Below are 14,897 nucleotides of genomic sequence, written 5' to 3'. Positions count from 1 at the left end.
ATCAGCTTTCACGACAGCACATCCAGGGTGGCCTGACGATCGCCGCCAAAGTGGCCGGGCCGGGTCGCGCCGCGCGGCTTCTTCGTTGGCGCAACTTTTGCGATCGCGCGTCGATAGTCGAGGCCACCCGCAGCCATCTCGGCGACCAAGACGGCGACGAGCGCAATATGCTGGGGCAGTTCGCCCCGTCCGGCATAGTTGGTGATTGAATTCGGATTCATGCCAATAAGGTCAGCAAAGCCACGCACGCTGAGCCCTGCGCGTTCAAGCTCGGCAAGGAATTCGGCGTATGGCACAGCACCGTTTCATCCTACAAAGTGTTTGATGTGCAAGCGCACACGATTTGATGTGTCATAACACATAAATTGATGTGTGCAATCGGGGCGCCTCCCTCGGGCGTTGCGGTATGCAGACATCCGCGCAAAAGCGGGACGGCGCCTCCGAGCGATGCAACTATATGTAATGTCGTGGACAAAGCCGGTCACGATGGGTTCCATCGGCACCGAACAAACCCCCGTGTCATAATAGGTCCGGGGCAGAACCAATGGCTTGGGCATCATCTGCCGGGGTTGCACTTTCGGGGCTAGTCCCCAGGCGGCAATGCGAAGACAGGTGAGAGTGTTCTGAATTGTATGCCAACCCACAGCCTTTGCGGCGCATCGATCGAGGTCGCGGCGAGACTACCAGCACACGGGCTATATCACCTTATGTCCCCTATTCTACGCCTCGATCTGGCGATGGAAGTCGACATACTCCTTCCAAGCCTGCTCATTGGTCCGCTGTACGTCGATCTCGAGATAGGCCGATCTGATGCGGTTGAGGATAAGCGAGATGCATTCCGCCATGTCTCTGCGGGCAGCCTCAATCTCGTCCCAAGCGACCTGACGATTTGGGGTGAGCGGCGCGTCCCCGAGGCTGATGAAAGAATAACGCCCCTGCGACAACGGCGTGTATTGCGTGCCGTGAGCCATCGCTGCGTTCCAGGCCTGGAGCAAGCGTTCGACGGCATCGCGCAGGATGGAGTCATAGACGTTGAAAAGGGGGTTGGCGGCCACACCCTTGTAATGCTCATGAAACCACATCGCGCGATCAGTGACGAGCTTGGGCAGGTCATTCACGTGCTGATCCAGCGTCGGCAAGTCGAGCGTCTCCATTAGCCATCGCATGTTCTCGACGTCGCGGTCGTGTTCGATCCGTTCGCGCGAAAGGCCCTTCAGCTCCGCCGGCCGCTTTGGGTCCTTGCTGATAACCGCGCGGACAGCGACCTCCATCAGCTTCTCGAGCTTGGCGTACTGCGCGGCGGTGCAGCCGACGGCGAGGTCGTAACGGCTCGTGCGGTTTCCGGCCAGGTCGAAGGGGAGGTCGCCGGGAAAGCTACCGATGGCACCGTTGAACAGCAGCACGACCCGGTCCCAGCCCAAAGTCGCGACGGCGTAGCCCAGCTCGAAAATGACATTGGGATTGGGGCAGGGCCGCCCCGCACCGGCCGCGGTCACGGTGGTGATGTCCGCCACGAACATGCCCGCCGCCTCGATCTTCTCGACGATCTTGTCCACGATCCTTGGGCTACCGCTCGTGCCCCGGGTCGCCTCGTCGGAAACGAGCGTCAGGTCGGGGTATTCCACACCCAACTTCTTGCACGCGGCCTTAAGCGCCTTCCCGATCGCGCCGTGGTTGGTCTCTCGGGGAGAATCGCTCTGCCAGGAAAAGAAAATATGGAAGGGGGTCTTTTTGGTCATGCTTGCATCGACTTCGATGGTGCGGAGGAACGGATGGGCTTAGGGCCGCGTAGCACGTGAGCCGCCGAGACGCGATCGCATCAGCTTCGTGCACCCGACGTGGTAGCTGGGGGATATGTAAGGAAAACGGCGCTTTCGCGATCAACGATCCTTTTGATACGCACCCTGCGCACCGAGACGGGCAGCCCGCCCCTTTCCTCAATCATCATTCGACCACATTGAAATGGGAATCATCGCAATTCAACCGCAGGGCCGCCTCGCGGGGAACGGGCTGAAGGAGCGAGCGGCGCGAAGGCCGATCGGAAGGGCGCCGGGGGCAGCGCCAAGTACCTGCGCCGGAGCGGCGGCGTCCACCAACCGCCCTTGCGGCGACCGGCCCACACGGAGGTGGGGCGTAGGCCGCGACAACGACAGAAAGGCGGCATTCGTGGCAATGGCTCGAACCGGGAATGAAGATCAGGGCTGGTACGTTCGCAACGTCGATGCTGGGCATGGGCAGCTATGGCGTATCACCGATCGGACCGCGACGCTGTGCGGTATCAGCAATCCAGAAGCCGGCGCGGGAACCTACTATGCTGCGGATCCCGACGAAACGATCTGGAAGTGTCTGCGACGCTTAACGCCATGGCTCGATGGATCCGATAACCCGGGCCCCTTCCGGCGCATGATCCTAGCCCCGGGGCAATATCATTGCCGCGTGGCACGGCCCATCGTTCTGGCGGGAGACGGCAAGCTGTCGATGCCGGATGCGCGAGGGGACGAACGCTATATTACTGACGCCCAGAACCAGCTCGAATCCTTGATCGATGCGCTCACAGCAATTTGTCGGGTGGTGCAGCCTTCCCCGGCGACATTCGCCGCCTATGGCCATGAAATCCGCAATATTCTGATTCTGGCGTCCACCGAGGTGGAGATGCATTGGCGTGGAATTCTGAAAGCGAACGGAGGCCGGGCGAACAATAGTGGGCACTATTTGAAGCTCGCCGATCCGCTTCTCCTTCGAGATTATGTCGTCCGATTCTATCGCTATCCCGACATCGATCCGATCGCGCCATTCGCGGGATGGTCGGAGCCGGAGACCAGCAAGTCCCTGTCTTGGTATGCCGCCTATAACGGCGTGAAACACAATCGTGAATTCGAGTTCGAAAAGGCGACACTTGCGAACGCCTTCGGCGCGATCGCTGCCTGCGCGGTAATCCTGGTCGCACAGTTTGGGCAGGAAGCGTTGACGTCGGATTTGAGGCGCTTCCTGGCGATCGACGTTCCGATGGTGCCGATCGAAGAAATGTACATCATGCCGCAAGAAGGCAAGGCGTGGACGCCATTGCCGCTGTTCGGGCTCGGCTGAGGCTGCCATCGGTGCCCTACCGCCACCGCACCGATGGACGCATCGCCGTGACGATCGACGGCAACGTCTGGAACCTGCTCCAGTGCCTCGACCTGCACCTCGCAACCGAACTGCCGGCAACCAAGTTTGCGCTGTTTATTCCGAGAGAGGTTCAGATCGAACTTGGCGCGATCGCTGACACCAGCGAGAAGGCGAGCCTGAATGCCTATATTGAGCGACAGATGTCGGAGAGCGCAATCGACGTAACCGCCGTTTTCGGGTTTGCACGCCAAGATGCCGGTTTAGAGCGTCATGGTGGATTCGGGTTTGGGACCTTTCAATCCGAAGACGCGATCGCACTCTATGCCGCACTGCACGGGCCCTATCTACTCAACCGATCTGCGAAAGGCAGCGGCCTGACAGGCAATGAAGCTGACGCCGCCTTGGCAGTGTCATCCTTATCGTCAGTGGTGCTGACACTCGACGTCAAGCCAGGCCCGCTTCGAGTTGTCAGCGACCATGGCGGCAAGGTTCTCGATATGACGCCGTTTGGGCATTCTGGCCTCGACCTCGCCGACTTAATTGCACGCTTCTACCAAGCGACGTGACCCTCGCGGCGGACGGCAGACCATTCACGTGTTTGCGGGATCGACGAAGTGGTTTGAGAAGTAGTCGATGAGCTCGGCGCCCTGCCCGCCCTGTCTAAATTGGCGTTGCTCCTCGAAATCAACTGACGGCACGAGATGAATGAATTGGTCATCGCCAAAGAGCGGCATCACGTCGTCGGGATCAAGGCCGCCGGTCTTCAATCCCGCGAGGCCATTCGCCGCATCGACGGCAGCCCCGACCAGGACGTCTGCCATTTGCACGGCTGGGCTCTCCTTTGAATCGACCTGCGTCACGGAGGTAAGCTTGAGCGGAAATTTGAGGGTCGTGATCGCGGTCTGCCGAAACTCGGCGGCCCGATCATGCGCGATCAATCGCTGGAGCAGCGGTTCGTAGCTCTCGAGGTTCTTCGACCGGTCGTGGGCAACGCAATAGGGGCGATCGGACATCACCTCCATGCGCGTGATCAAGCCCTGAAGGAGAATGTAGGCGACATCCGTGCTGACGCCCCGCGTTCGAATGGCCTCAAGGCATTCCGGCGCGCATCTGACCAGCGGCTCGAGCGCTTCCGGCATCTCGCGCCATTTTAAGCGCCGCGCCGTGGCAACCAACGCGATCAACGCCTCGGGCGTCTTCTCTTTGATCGCGCGCTGGAACGCCACCAGCAGGCCGTCGTGTTGCGGTCTGCCGAGCAAGCTCGGACCCACCATGGTGAGCAGAGAAGCCAGAGCATAGTTGCGGCCATCCGCATAGAAGTCGACGCCTCGGCGATACCAATAAGGCTCGACCGCATAGTCGATGAACATTAGAGCCAGCAGAAAGCGCTTTTCGAGAACGAAGGTGACGGACTTGAACCCGCCCAAGAGGTCGCGGAGCAAGGCGACTAGCCGTGGTCTCGCACCCGGGCGGCGGGCAAGTACGCGATATTTGAGTTCTGGTGCTTGCAAGAGCGGAAAATGTTCTCGGATCAACCGCGCAGCATCATCGTCCTCGATCGCAATTGCGCTCGCACCCTGAAAGCGCTGCTGAGCATTCCACAGGTCGAAGCCCGTAAAGCCGCTCTCGTCGATTCGGTAGCATTCCATACGCGACGATCCTGAAGCCAGGCGATAGGGTTAGCTATAGAATACGCGGCCGACGCCGACGTCGCTGCGACGCTGGGTGCCGAGTGGCGGTCTGAGCTAATATTCGCGCCGATACTCGGCCTGCAGATCGCCCAGTTTCGCGAGTTCGTCCAGCACGTCAATTGTGGTCCTCAGGAGCAATTCCATCCGGGTAGGATCATCCCAAAAATTGCTGCCGTGCTTTCCGCCGTGGAACAGGGTGTTACGCACCGTGCGTGCGAGCTCGGCGACTTTGTCGAGATCGCGCACGCCGGGATTGAATGGCACCGGTTCGAAATCGAGACCGCCTCCTGTCGCCACGATCTGGCGCTCCGGGCTGGCGTCCAAAAGCGCTTTTGCTGCCGGCCCCGGTTTGTAGACGTCTCGATACCTCTGGCAGAATTTCTTCCAGCTCGGTTCAGCCGGGATACCGACAACCTCCGAGCGTAGAAAGTGACCATCTTTGAGCGCATATTCGAAACGGGAGAACCAATAGAAGAAATCGAACGCGAGCTGCCGCAGATTGCCTTGGACTACCTCGTGTTGCATGCCGTTACACTCACGCGAAGCGCGGCCGAGTGCAAGCCGCCCGAAAAACTGGGGCCTATAATCTCGCTATGACATTGCTGGACGAAACGGCTGCCTTGGTTTAAATCCAACGGATTCTGATCGGCGCGAGTAATGCCAAGGTCGCCGTGGCCTTCTGGGGCGATGGCGCCATCGAGCGGCTCGGGCTCGACAGGCACGAGATTAAGGCAAAAATCCTCTGCAATCTCGAATCCGGTGCTTGTAACCCAGCCGAGATTCGAAGGCTGCGCGACATGCCAAGCATCTTGCTCAAGAGCCATCCCGCACTGCACGCGAAGGTCTATTGGACGTTCGGCGCTGCCGTCGTGGGCTCCTCCAATGCGTCGGCGAATGGCCTGGCGGTCGAGGGCGCAGATCTGCGTGCCTGGTTGGAGGCAAATGTCCGCGTCAAAGATCAGGTGACGCTCGACGAGATCGAAGATTGGTTCGGCCGGGTGTTCGCGGCCGGTCACGAGATCAGCGATCCCGACCTTGAGCGGGCCACAGCGCTGTGGAAGGCCCGCGCGAAATTGCGACCCACGGGGAAGCGTTTGGTAAGCAACTTGCTGGCAGCTTATCAGAATGCTCCGAGCCATCCGGTTTGGCGGCAAGTGAAGCTTGCCTTCTGGAAGGATGCGCTGACAGCCGACGACCAGACTTGGATCACGGAACGACAGGGCGCGGTAAGTCTCGACACCTCTGTCTCCGCCTATGCAGATTGGAATCACCTGATTGGCGGCAGCGACTGGGTTCTCGACTTCGACATGTCGAGCGGTAACCCGGAATATAGCCTGTGGCAGGCGCTTCCCACGCCGGCTGACCGCCGCAACCTTCGGCTTGTGCGCGAGGCGAAACACATCCGGTTCGCTGCTTTCGGGGCGCTCATTGTCACGAAGGATGACAGCGGCATCCTTGCGTCGCTCGCTGACGCCGCCCTGCGCGACCATGGTGACGCGAACAAGCGCCACGCCCTAATCGACTTGCCTACCGCTATGGAGATGCTGACACGGTCACAGGCCGCGCCGAGCGAGCGGGCATTCGAGCGGGCAATGCGCCAGCTCGCCGTCGATGCAGGGAAGATCGGCTACAATCCCCATAAATTCAGCAAGATCCTGGGTGACCTCGGGGGAGTCCGGACGGCCAGGATGTTGGTGGGCGGCGACCCAATGCGCGGCACTTACTGAGTAGCCCCTAGATTTCTGGACGCCTTCGATCCTAATTTTGAGGACAGGAGGCGACGATGGGGAAGCCCAATTTCAGCGATGAGTTCAAGCGTGACGCGGTAGCCCAGATCACCGACCGCGGGTATCCGGTAGCGGAGGTTTCACAGCGGCTCGGCGTCAGTCCGCATTCGCTCTATGTCTGGAAGCGGCAGCTGGCGGGTCAGGTGTTGGGCGATGCTGGCAAGGATGCGGAGATCCGCCAGTTGAAGCGCGAGCTGGCCCGGGTGACCGAGGAGCGCGACATCCTAAAAAAAGCCACCGCGTATTTCGCTCGAGATGCCAAGTGAGATACGCGTTTATTGCTGAGCATCGCGATCGTTTCGGCGTTCGGGCAATGTGCCGGTGCCTCGCTGTGCAGCCGAGTGGCTATTATGCATGGCAGAAGAGCCCGCTGAGCCAGCGGGCTCGGGAAGATGCTCGGCAGACGGAACTGATCCGGCGTGCGTGGAACGACAGCGGCAAGGTCTATGGCTACCGCAAGCTGCACGATGATCTGCTGGATCACGGCGAGACCTGCTGCCCGAACCGCGTTGCCCGGTTGACCAGACTGGCGGGCATCAAGGCGCAGATCGGCTATAAGCGCACGCCCGGCAGCTATGGCGGTAAGCCGTCCCTGGCGGTCGACAACACGCTGGACCGCCAGTTCGACGTGGCTGCGCCAGACCGGGCCTGGGTGACAGACATCACCTACATTCGCACCCTGGAAGGCTTCGCCTATCTGGCTGTCGTGATCGACCTGTATTCTCGCCGCGTGGTCGGTTGGTCGATGCAGAGCCGGCAGACTACCGATGTGGTGCTGCAGGCGCTGCACATGGCGGTATGGCGACGCAAGCCCAGGCACCGGGTGTTGATCCACTCGGACCAGGGCTCGCAGTTCACCAGCATTGACTGGGCTGCCTTCATACGCGCTCACAATCTTGAGCACTCGATGAGCCGACGCGGCAATTGCCATGACAACGGCGTCGCCGAGAGCTTCTTCTCCTCGCTCAAGCGCGAACGCATCCGGCGCCGAACGTACAAAACCCGCGAGGAAGCTCGCCAGGACGTGTTCGATTATGTCGAGATGTTCTATAACCCGGTGCGCAAGCGGGTCAGGAACGGTATGCGCTCGCCCGTCGAGTTCGAACGGCAGCAGATTTTGAAAGCCGAGGGCGTCTAGAAAACAAGGGGCTACTCATACGGCTTCACCAAGCTCTGGGAGAAGAAGCAGCTGGGCATGTCTGTTGATGCGCTGATCCTGAAACCGGAATGGCGCGGCCTATTTACCGGTGAAGAGCTGCAGATGGCGCGTCGTCGCCTGCTCAAGCACGATTATACGCCGCCGGCCTGAACCCGCTCAGCCACCATTTTAGTTTACTGTGCGGACAGTTAGCCTCGGTGATCCCGCGGCACGGCGATCACATGCTTCCCATCGTCAGAAATCGAAGTCGCTGAGAGGCAATTCCTAGGCTCGCCATCCGCTGTTGACGCAGCTCCAGATCATTGAAGATGCTAACCGTCCAGAGTGCATTTGACCGAGTTCGGCGCTCGATCTCGTAGAGATAGGCTGCATCCACGGGGGCAAGGCTATGGCCCATCACGTGCACCTCAGAAACGTCTCCCAACGCTTCAAAAAAGCCGGTATTGCGAGCGATCAGATCGTCGGTCTGCTTGAATGTGGCCGCAAAGAAGTCATCGATGTAGGAGATCCCGTCGCGGACGCGCCAGTCGTCGTCTGGCCCTTCCGTCCCGAAGTTGCGACTATCTTCCGGCGCGCGTTCCCAGCCATGTCCGAGAACAAGATCCTCATTCGCTCGTTCGATCGAGCCGTGGAGATGCAAGATGCGCGAGGGCGGAATGCCATATACCCGTCTGAGTGTGCTCGTGTAGTTGAACGACAGGAACCGAGCGTTCGGATCGATGGCGAGAGGGCGGCGTACCTCAGCGCGCTGGGGGATGTGCAAGGCGCGCACCCAATCGGTGAAATGGGTCTTCAGTCTTGTCGATAGGGCCCCAGCGATCTGCTGAAGCTCGTATTGAAAATCCCCGTGGCGCTCGTCGCTATGAAATTGCGAGGCATAGTCGATCGCCTGATCCTCATCGAACTCCGCAAGACGCTGCTCGAAATCCGCCCATCCGTCGCCACCTACGGGAAGGAACTCTTCTGCTATCCGGAACGTCGTTGGATCGGCGTCGCGCAGGTAGGCCGCGAAATCGCGATAATCGGACGGGATGCCGTGGTACCGGTCGAAACCGTTGCCGATGACGTAGAGCCGGCTCACTTTTCCCGCTGTTTAGGCCGATGCGCCAAATGATCCGCGTCGCGTGACAAACGCGTCAGATCTTCCGTTTGAGCGTGGCGCGCCGAGACCACCCGCTCCTACCAGAGCGTGCGGCGGACGATGGAGCCGGGATCGACGCGCGTGTAATCGTACTCCCGCTGATACTCGCGCGCCGCAATGTCGACGTCGTGCCGAGCTGGTCCTCCCGGCACGAAACACCTAATGTCGCGCGTGCCGCCCTCCTTCGCGTCGACGACAGGCTTGGACCAGGGATTGTCATTCACCATCGGCCCTTCGACCGAGAAGATGCGGTTGCCGTGGTCGGCCACGATCAGGACGAAGGGTTCGATGGCCATCTCAGGCGCGGCGCCGCTGTTTGACGGTTGCCAGCATCTCGCGACGTAGAATCGCATTCATGCGAGCCTGATAGCCCTTGCCGGCCGACTTCAGCCAGGCAAGCACGTCGGCGTCGAGACGGGCAGTCACCTGCTGTTTGATCGGCTTATAGAAGCGGCCGCGCTGGGCGTTCTGCCAGAACTCCTCGGGCAACGCCGGCGCGTCGCTATAATCGATCTCGCTATCCGGCATCGCTTCCAATGCGGCCAGTTCGGCCTTCTGCGCCTCGCTCAACGGGGGCAGATTGCCCGGATCAAGCTCGAAGCGAACGATATCATCGCCGTTCTTCTTCATACCGCTTCCTTTCCGTCCGTTCGGCTCGCCGGGCCGAGATGATGTGGATGACCTCGACATATTCATCATTGTCGCCCTCTTCGGCGACGGTGTGGGCCACGAGGAGAAGGAGATGCCCTTCCACGAGGCCGAGGGTTTGCCAGCGCTGTTCGCCACCTTCTATTCGATCCTGCTCGCTCAAGGCGAATGGATCAGCGAACGCCCGCGCTGCGGTCTCGAAGCTGACTTTGTGCTTCTTCAGATTGCTTTCGGCCTTCGCGGCCGTTCCACGTAAATCGCGCTAGCATACCAAAAAACATAATTACGTTTTTGGCGTTATTCAAGGCCCCGTAAACATGAAGCCTTCTCTCCGCCGGGACTGGATTCTCGAGAGATTTCGGCGAAAAGCGGCAACGCAAGGATGTCGACCGCGACAGGTGACTCGAAGTTCGACACCGTCACGCCAACCTTCCTACGACTCAATGCGCTGCGATTGCCGGTCTCCCCTATCCTGCGACGCCGAGTTCGGGACTGGCTGAACGCTTCGACGACACCTCTAGTCTTCCGTTTGACGACATGGAGGTCGGAGTGGTCTTTGCAGAGTTCCTCACTGATCTCGCACACGTGGGCGCAGGTCTGAGGCCGGGCTTCAGCGGCGACCGTCGCGCTAGCGATCTTTGCTGGGCTCGACCGTGATTCCGCGCTCACGTTGCTCGGCAGGTCGGCCGTCCCCGAGCTTGGGCCGTTCGCCTAGTCCGATGCGCTTGGCTAAGTCGCGATGGAGCGCTTTCAGCTCGGGCGGCGCGTCATCCTTCTCGGACAGGCCCATCTTGCTCTCCAAGGCGTCGAAAACATCGACGGCACCGGCCAATTCGGGCTCGGCATACAATGCCGCGCTTTCCCCTGCTCGCCATAGCTCGGCAAGCTCCTGTGATCGTTCAAAGCCGGTCGCTGCCGATCGGTCCGTCGCCCGCGTCGTCGTGGATCGCGCAGGCGGCACCGCTCCACGCTCTTCGATCTTGGCTCGCGTGATTGCCACAAGGCGATACCGGAGGAGGCGCGTCTGCGCTGTGTCGGTCGGGGATGGTGTCTGCTGCTTCACAAGAAGGGTGATCAGGTCTTCGGTGCTGACGGCAGCGAGGGCGTTTTGCCAGTCGACCAAGGCGCGGTCGTTGGAGGTAAGGTCGGCCGGCTGGTTCAGGATGAACTGCTCCAACATGGTGTTGTCTTCGAGGTGGACTGGCAAAGGCGCCGGCTGGCCCAACACGGCCGCACGCGTGAAACTGATAAGCTCGCCGGTTGTCGCAAAATCCGCGCTTTGCTGCTTGCGGCTCTCGGCGACGGCCGCGGTCAATTGCTCCGCGATAAACTCCAGGCCAGAAGCGATGCCGGCGGCCCGCCTCTGACCGGTTTCGGCGGCCTCTTGGGTCCGAAGGACATTCTGATGAAGTGCGCTGATTGCGTCGCGGCTGTGATCGGACTGATCGGCGATTCTGTCCAGGACCGGCGCAACCAGGCCGAGCCATTTATGGGTGGCGGCGCTTCCTTCGACAGTGCTGGCAAGGATCGCTTCTTGGAAGGCTAAGAGGTTCGAGATCGGAGCCAGGCCGGTGTCGATCACATCTAGGCGACGCTGCATATCCAGCTGAGTTTCCTCGATCCGAGCATTGCTCCTGGCGAGGGCTGCCACCTCCCCTCGAAGCGAGGATACAGCGTCCATCAGGGCCGCCAGCGCAACAGCAGAAGCATCGGAACTCATCGGTCTGGTCCGTCCCTGTCCTTTGTGCGATCGCGGTCAAGCCGCTCCCGGTTGCGCTCCTCGGCCTGACGTATGATCTCGTGAGCCCTCGTGAAGTCGGTGAGCTCAGCAGGCCCGCTGATCTTCTCGGTGATGGATCGCAGCCGATCACTTAGCGTACCGGCCTGATCCGGATCCTCATCCCTTCCGGGAGCGCTGCGGCTCTTCTCTACGATCTCGCGTATCCGCGTTGCCACGTCGTCCGGCGGGACCACTCCCCGCTGGCGCTGGTCGCTTGGCGACTTTGTCGGAGCGTCCGGCGCGGCAGTCGCGGTAAGCCGGTCATGCAATGCCTGTAATCTGTCGATGCCGGTATCGACGCGAGATGCCGATACGTCGGGGATACGAATAGGCGCGCGGACAGGCGCGGCGACGACGGGCTCCGCGTCCTTCTCGCTCACGAGGCGCATAGCCCTGACTGAGTTGGGCTCCGGCGGCGGCATTGTCTCGACAAACCGTTCCAGGCTCTTTGCAACGAGCTGGTCGGCAGCAGAGGGCGACGCAGATAGTTCGGTGACCGAGCGCGTGTAGGTCGCGCGGACCGCTGCTTGCCGGCTCGCGAGCATGGCAAAGACTGGATCTTTGACCCCCTGCTCGCGGAGACGTTGCACACGTGCCATGCGGCTCTTGTCGATCTGCGGGACCTGCCCCTTCTCACGCATTTTTAAAGCGGCGATCGGCTCGTGTTTGGGGTCGATACCCCGCGCCCTTGCCGGTGTAGCGTTCGCCTCGATGCCGCGATTGCGCAGTTTCTCGGCGAAGCGTTGGCGCCAGCGGAAGAGATCATCGCGGTTGGGATGGAAGCGTCGGCCGTCATGATCGCGGCGTGCAATCGTGAGATGGACGTGCGGGTGATCGCGATCAACGTGGAGCGAAGCGACCCAGGAGCGGTTCGCGAATTCTTCCCTGGCGAAGTCCAGGGCCGCACCTTTGAGACGCTCGGGATCGGTGCCTGTCGGCATCGATAGGATCATGGAAAGCGACGTTGCACCCTTGCGACGTGCATCGCCGTCCATCTCCCAATCGTTCCATTCCTTCGCGAGCAACTGCATCTCGCGACCGTCCCGAAGGATCTCGCCCTCACTCGTTTCGAGACCCAGTTCCTTCTCGTCGCCGTGACCCAGGCGACTGATGTACGCGAAGTTCGCAAGCACATGGCCGCCACCATGCTGTCCTCCCGTGACCCGCACTACCGCCTCAGGAACGCGACGCGACGTGCGCTCCGCAGCCATCACCGCGCGGTTGTTCACGCGCGTGTGTGACCCTCCCCCGAACGCGAGCTTTGTCTGACTGCTCGCATGGGATCCCGTCGATGATGCCGGCTTGGGGAACATCGATGCCACGGCCATGCCGAGGATCGTGCCTCCGGCCTTCGGGCCGTTAGCGCTGCTCCCACCTGATCCCATGCGGTACTTCTTGGGTGGTGCGAACACGCCAGCCATCGAGTCCATCGTACCGGACGAGAACCGGAAACTCATTGGCCCTGCCCTTCATCCCTGCGGGTCCAGTAGCCGATCTCGCCGCCAATGGATGAAGCCAGCGAGCGCCGGGCCTCGATCAAAAGCGACCGCAAGTCGCCGCAGGTCTCAAGGAACGTGCCCGCGATCCGAGCGATGTCGAGGGAGCTTTCCGGCTGATTGGCGGCGTTCATGGCGTGGACCGCCTGGTTGATATTTCGCCCGATCGCCAGAACCTGCTTTCGCACTTTACCGATCTCAGTCTGGGTGACCGGTGCAAGCCGCAGCAGCGCCGCCTTATCCCAAAGCTGCCAACGGATTGTGCGCTTGATCCATTCGTTCCGCGTCAGCCGCATCGGTGCAGCAACGGTGTCGATGGCTTCCATCTCACTGCGGTTAAGTCGGACCGTCACCCGGATGTAGTCGTCCGGGTGCCCCCTGCCCTGCACCGGCATGACCGGAACATCTTGGCTGGCCGGGGAGACTGCCGCAATCGTCAACGCCTTGGTGATCCAGCTACTACGCGTCTGCCCATTCGCCGCGGCGATCCGATCGATCTCCGCCGTAAGGTCATCGCTGAGCCGGACCGTAACCTTCATTTCTCAAGCCCCGAGCAGCGGATCCTCATGAACCAATGTCCGACAATGGTGCCATGAGACATATCCTGCCATCCCTACCCTAACAGCCTCATCGGGTCTCTGCATCTTCCCCGCACCCTGCATCTTCTCACAGACGCGGAGCCGGAGCAACTGTCTGGCGTAAGTCCGCTCTTCAAATCATCAGCCCGTATTTTTCGCGTCGATAATCCTCAAATATCCACCTTCGGCGCACGCCGTTTGTTTTGGATTTAAGCGATTCAAGCTCTATCAAAATCCCTAGCAATCTTAGCAGTCCCCCGACATCATGCTAGCTGGTTCAGCACATCCCAGGAGACAAGCCAATGCCGCGTTCGCCTTCTAAACCAGCCGATCTCCCGACCATTGAAATGCGCAAGAAGGCCCTACTCGCGGAGCTTGCTCAACTCGACGAGCAAGCAAAGGCCGCAGAAATCGCTGCACGCGACGCTGGCCGGCCTATCCTACTCGCAGCCCTGGAGCGCGTAAAAATCGCCGCGATTGAGAAGTCGGATGCCAAGGCAATCGCGTCGGCTATCAACCAGCATGGTGGAGCGGCAGTCGCCTCACACCTAACCTCGATCCCCCAAACATCCGGGACAAAAGCGGAGGCATGATCGGCTTATCGACGTTCACACTCAATTCCGAATAGTGCCCGCGACGGATGGGCGTGGCGCGCTTGCAAAATGGCTTTTGATGAACGGAACTTCTCCCTCATCGGCATAGCCGACAAAGTGCCTGGCATGGGCGACAATCCCTTCATTTACGCGATCGACCAGAAACGCCTGGGGCGTATGAAGCACCTCGTGAATGAAAGTGTCCGACGCTGCGGCGATGAAGATGCGCTTCGGTGAAATCGGCATGGCGATATACGAGTTGGGATGCCCAAGAAACGGCAGGTTCTGAGCCGTGTGCGTAGGCCAGTCCGAGATCATGAAGCGGCGTGAGGTCTCCGTCTCGAGCGAATACCAATTCATGTCTACGAGCGCTTGGTTCAACGCCGGATCATAGATCGCCTCACGGACCGCTTCCATCTGAAGCGCACTATAGGCGCCATCGGGAAGCGCCTCCGGTGTCGCCATTCCTAACTTGGACTCGCTGAAGTCCGGATCCTTGAAAGCGTCCACGAATTCTCCCAGACCATCAATGTCGGTGGGTGTGCGAAACCACAGCGATATGACGAAGTTCGCCCACCCTAAGACCGTGGCGTCGGTCAGCTCTCCGACGCGCCCTGCCACTAAAAGCTCATGGGCTTTGGCTGCTCGGTCATCGAGCCTCTTGAAGAATTTATCTTCCATTTGTTGGGCATGCTCCGGCGGCAAGCCCTGAGTGGTATAGAGCAACGTTCTATAGCCAAAGCTTTTCGGGCTGAGGCGTCCCGGGCGAACTATCCCGTCATCACGGGGCCAACAACACGCAACCTTTCGATCGTCGCCTGCCCAGGCGCGCAGAAGGAATTTTGGTATGAAATGGTGGTCTTGCGAAGGTGCCTGCGGTTTTGATTGCGTCATTGTCACCCGATTTTCGTGCTCT

At 60.4% G+C, this 14,897-nt stretch carries 16 protein-coding genes and 1 pseudogene; 5 read left to right on the top strand and 12 right to left on the bottom strand.

Annotated features, from left to right (window positions below):
* Positions 1–8: 8 nt before the first annotated feature.
* Both L8K25_RS21240 and L8K25_RS21235 read right to left on the bottom strand, forming a co-directional pair.
* Positions 9–296, bottom strand: coding sequence for an XRE family transcriptional regulator (locus L8K25_RS21240; RefSeq protein WP_242141027.1), 288 nt, complete (start codon positions 294–296; stop codon positions 9–11).
* A gap of 423 nt (positions 297–719) precedes the next feature.
* Complete coding sequence (locus L8K25_RS21235; RefSeq protein WP_242141026.1) at positions 720–1,739, bottom strand: nucleotide-binding protein; 1,020 nt, start codon at positions 1,737–1,739, stop codon at positions 720–722.
* Between the two features lie 427 nt (positions 1,740–2,166).
* Here L8K25_RS21235 and L8K25_RS21230 point away from each other — a divergent pair, with 427 nt between their 5' ends.
* A complete protein-coding gene (locus tag L8K25_RS21230; RefSeq protein WP_242141025.1) occupies positions 2,167–3,087 on the top strand; it encodes a hypothetical protein in 921 nt (306 codons plus the stop codon).
* Positions 3,054–3,674 carry a hypothetical protein gene (locus L8K25_RS21225; RefSeq protein WP_242141024.1) on the top strand — a complete coding sequence of 207 codons (621 nt, stop codon included), beginning with the start codon at positions 3,054–3,056 and terminating at the stop codon, positions 3,672–3,674. The genes L8K25_RS21230 and L8K25_RS21225 overlap by 34 nt, the downstream gene beginning before the upstream one ends.
* Before the next feature lie 24 nt (positions 3,675–3,698).
* Here L8K25_RS21225 and L8K25_RS21220 read toward each other — a convergent pair whose 3' ends face one another.
* Complete coding sequence (locus L8K25_RS21220; protein ID WP_242141023.1) at positions 3,699–4,757, bottom strand: DUF3800 domain-containing protein; 1,059 nt, start codon at positions 4,755–4,757, stop codon at positions 3,699–3,701.
* Positions 4,758–4,853: 96 nt separating this feature from the next.
* Positions 4,854–5,324, bottom strand: coding sequence for a hypothetical protein (locus L8K25_RS21215; protein WP_242141022.1), 471 nt, complete (start codon positions 5,322–5,324; stop codon positions 4,854–4,856).
* Positions 5,325–5,470: 146 nt separating this feature from the next.
* Between L8K25_RS21215 and L8K25_RS21210 the strand changes: the two genes are divergently transcribed.
* Together L8K25_RS21210 and L8K25_RS21205 are read left to right on the top strand one after the other, a co-directional pair.
* Positions 5,471–6,526 (top strand): phospholipase D family protein, encoded by a 1,056-nt coding sequence (locus L8K25_RS21210; protein ID WP_242141021.1) that lies wholly within the window; start codon positions 5,471–5,473, stop codon positions 6,524–6,526.
* A 56-nt stretch (positions 6,527–6,582) separates the two neighbouring features.
* A protein-coding gene (locus L8K25_RS21205) for an IS3 family transposase (protein WP_242141020.1) occupies positions 6,583–7,724 on the top strand; the annotation gives its coding sequence in 2 pieces (ribosomal slippage) (positions 6,583–6,823 and positions 6,823–7,724; 1,143 coding nt in all).
* A gap of 238 nt (positions 7,725–7,962) precedes the next feature.
* Here the strand turns inward: L8K25_RS21205 and L8K25_RS21200 are convergent.
* From L8K25_RS21200 to L8K25_RS21170, 7 genes and pseudogenes are all read right to left on the bottom strand, one after another.
* Positions 7,963–8,826, bottom strand: a complete 864-nt coding sequence (locus L8K25_RS21200; RefSeq protein WP_242141019.1) for a bacteriophage abortive infection AbiH family protein — start codon at positions 8,824–8,826, stop codon at positions 7,963–7,965.
* Between the two features lie 98 nt (positions 8,827–8,924).
* The gene (locus L8K25_RS21195) at positions 8,925–9,182 is read right to left on the bottom strand and encodes a hypothetical protein (protein WP_242141018.1); all 258 of its coding nucleotides are present in this window, start codon (positions 9,180–9,182) and stop codon (positions 8,925–8,927) included.
* A 1-nt stretch (position 9,183) separates the two neighbouring features.
* On the bottom strand, positions 9,184–9,516 hold the full coding sequence (locus tag L8K25_RS21190) for a BrnA antitoxin family protein (RefSeq protein ID WP_242141017.1): 333 nt from the start codon (positions 9,514–9,516) through the stop codon (positions 9,184–9,186).
* Positions 9,497–9,815, bottom strand: a pseudogene (locus L8K25_RS21185) (BrnT family toxin). The gene L8K25_RS21190 and the pseudogene L8K25_RS21185 overlap by 20 nt, the downstream one beginning before the upstream one ends.
* A 347-nt stretch (positions 9,816–10,162) precedes the next feature.
* Complete coding sequence (locus tag L8K25_RS21180) at positions 10,163–11,254, bottom strand: hypothetical protein (RefSeq protein WP_242141016.1); 1,092 nt, start codon at positions 11,252–11,254, stop codon at positions 10,163–10,165.
* The gene (locus L8K25_RS21175; protein WP_242141015.1) at positions 11,251–12,771 is read right to left on the bottom strand and encodes a relaxase/mobilization nuclease domain-containing protein; all 1,521 of its coding nucleotides are present in this window, start codon (positions 12,769–12,771) and stop codon (positions 11,251–11,253) included. The genes L8K25_RS21180 and L8K25_RS21175 overlap by 4 nt, the downstream gene beginning before the upstream one ends.
* A complete protein-coding gene (locus tag L8K25_RS21170) occupies positions 12,768–13,349 on the bottom strand; it encodes a ribbon-helix-helix protein, CopG family (protein WP_242141014.1) in 582 nt (193 codons plus the stop codon). The genes L8K25_RS21175 and L8K25_RS21170 overlap by 4 nt, the downstream gene beginning before the upstream one ends.
* 341 nt (positions 13,350–13,690) lie before the next feature.
* Here L8K25_RS21170 and L8K25_RS21165 point away from each other — a divergent pair, with 341 nt between their 5' ends.
* Complete coding sequence (locus tag L8K25_RS21165) at positions 13,691–13,981, top strand: hypothetical protein (RefSeq protein WP_242141013.1); 291 nt, start codon at positions 13,691–13,693, stop codon at positions 13,979–13,981.
* Positions 13,982–14,002: 21 nt separating this feature from the next.
* Here the strand turns inward: L8K25_RS21165 and L8K25_RS21160 are convergent.
* A partial coding sequence (locus tag L8K25_RS21160) for a DUF4238 domain-containing protein (protein ID WP_242141012.1) occupies positions 14,003–14,897 on the bottom strand: 895 nt, incomplete at its 5' end.

The sequence above is a fragment of the Sphingomonas sp. TREG-RG-20F-R18-01 genome (assembly GCF_022662475.1).
Classification (GTDB): Bacteria; Pseudomonadota; Alphaproteobacteria; order Sphingomonadales; family Sphingomonadaceae; genus Sphingomonas.
Note: the sequence above shows the minus strand (reverse complement) of the source record. Positions and strands in the feature narration are given on the sequence as shown.

Bases quoted from the DNA above. Each gene is read 5' to 3' on its own strand.
- L8K25_RS21195 (WP_242141018.1), bottom strand. From the start codon at position 9,182: ATGGCCATCGAACCCTTCGTCCTGATCGTGGCCGACCACGGCAACCGC.
- L8K25_RS21175 (WP_242141015.1), bottom strand. From the start codon at position 12,771: ATGAGTTTCCGGTTCTCGTCCGGTACGATGGACTCGATGGCTGGCGTG.
- L8K25_RS21165 (WP_242141013.1), top strand. From the start codon at position 13,691: ATGCCGCGTTCGCCTTCTAAACCAGCCGATCTCCCGACCATTGAAATG.
- L8K25_RS21170 (WP_242141014.1), bottom strand. From the start codon at position 13,349: ATGAAGGTTACGGTCCGGCTCAGCGATGACCTTACGGCGGAGATCGAT.
- L8K25_RS21190 (WP_242141017.1), bottom strand. From the start codon at position 9,516: ATGAAGAAGAACGGCGATGATATCGTTCGCTTCGAGCTTGATCCGGGC.
- L8K25_RS21215 (WP_242141022.1), bottom strand. From the start codon at position 5,324: ATGCAACACGAGGTAGTCCAAGGCAATCTGCGGCAGCTCGCGTTCGAT.
- L8K25_RS21180 (WP_242141016.1), bottom strand. From the start codon at position 11,254: ATGAGTTCCGATGCTTCTGCTGTTGCGCTGGCGGCCCTGATGGACGCT.
- L8K25_RS21220 (WP_242141023.1), bottom strand. From the start codon at position 4,757: ATGGAATGCTACCGAATCGACGAGAGCGGCTTTACGGGCTTCGACCTG.
- L8K25_RS21235 (WP_242141026.1), bottom strand. From the start codon at position 1,739: ATGACCAAAAAGACCCCCTTCCATATTTTCTTTTCCTGGCAGAGCGAT.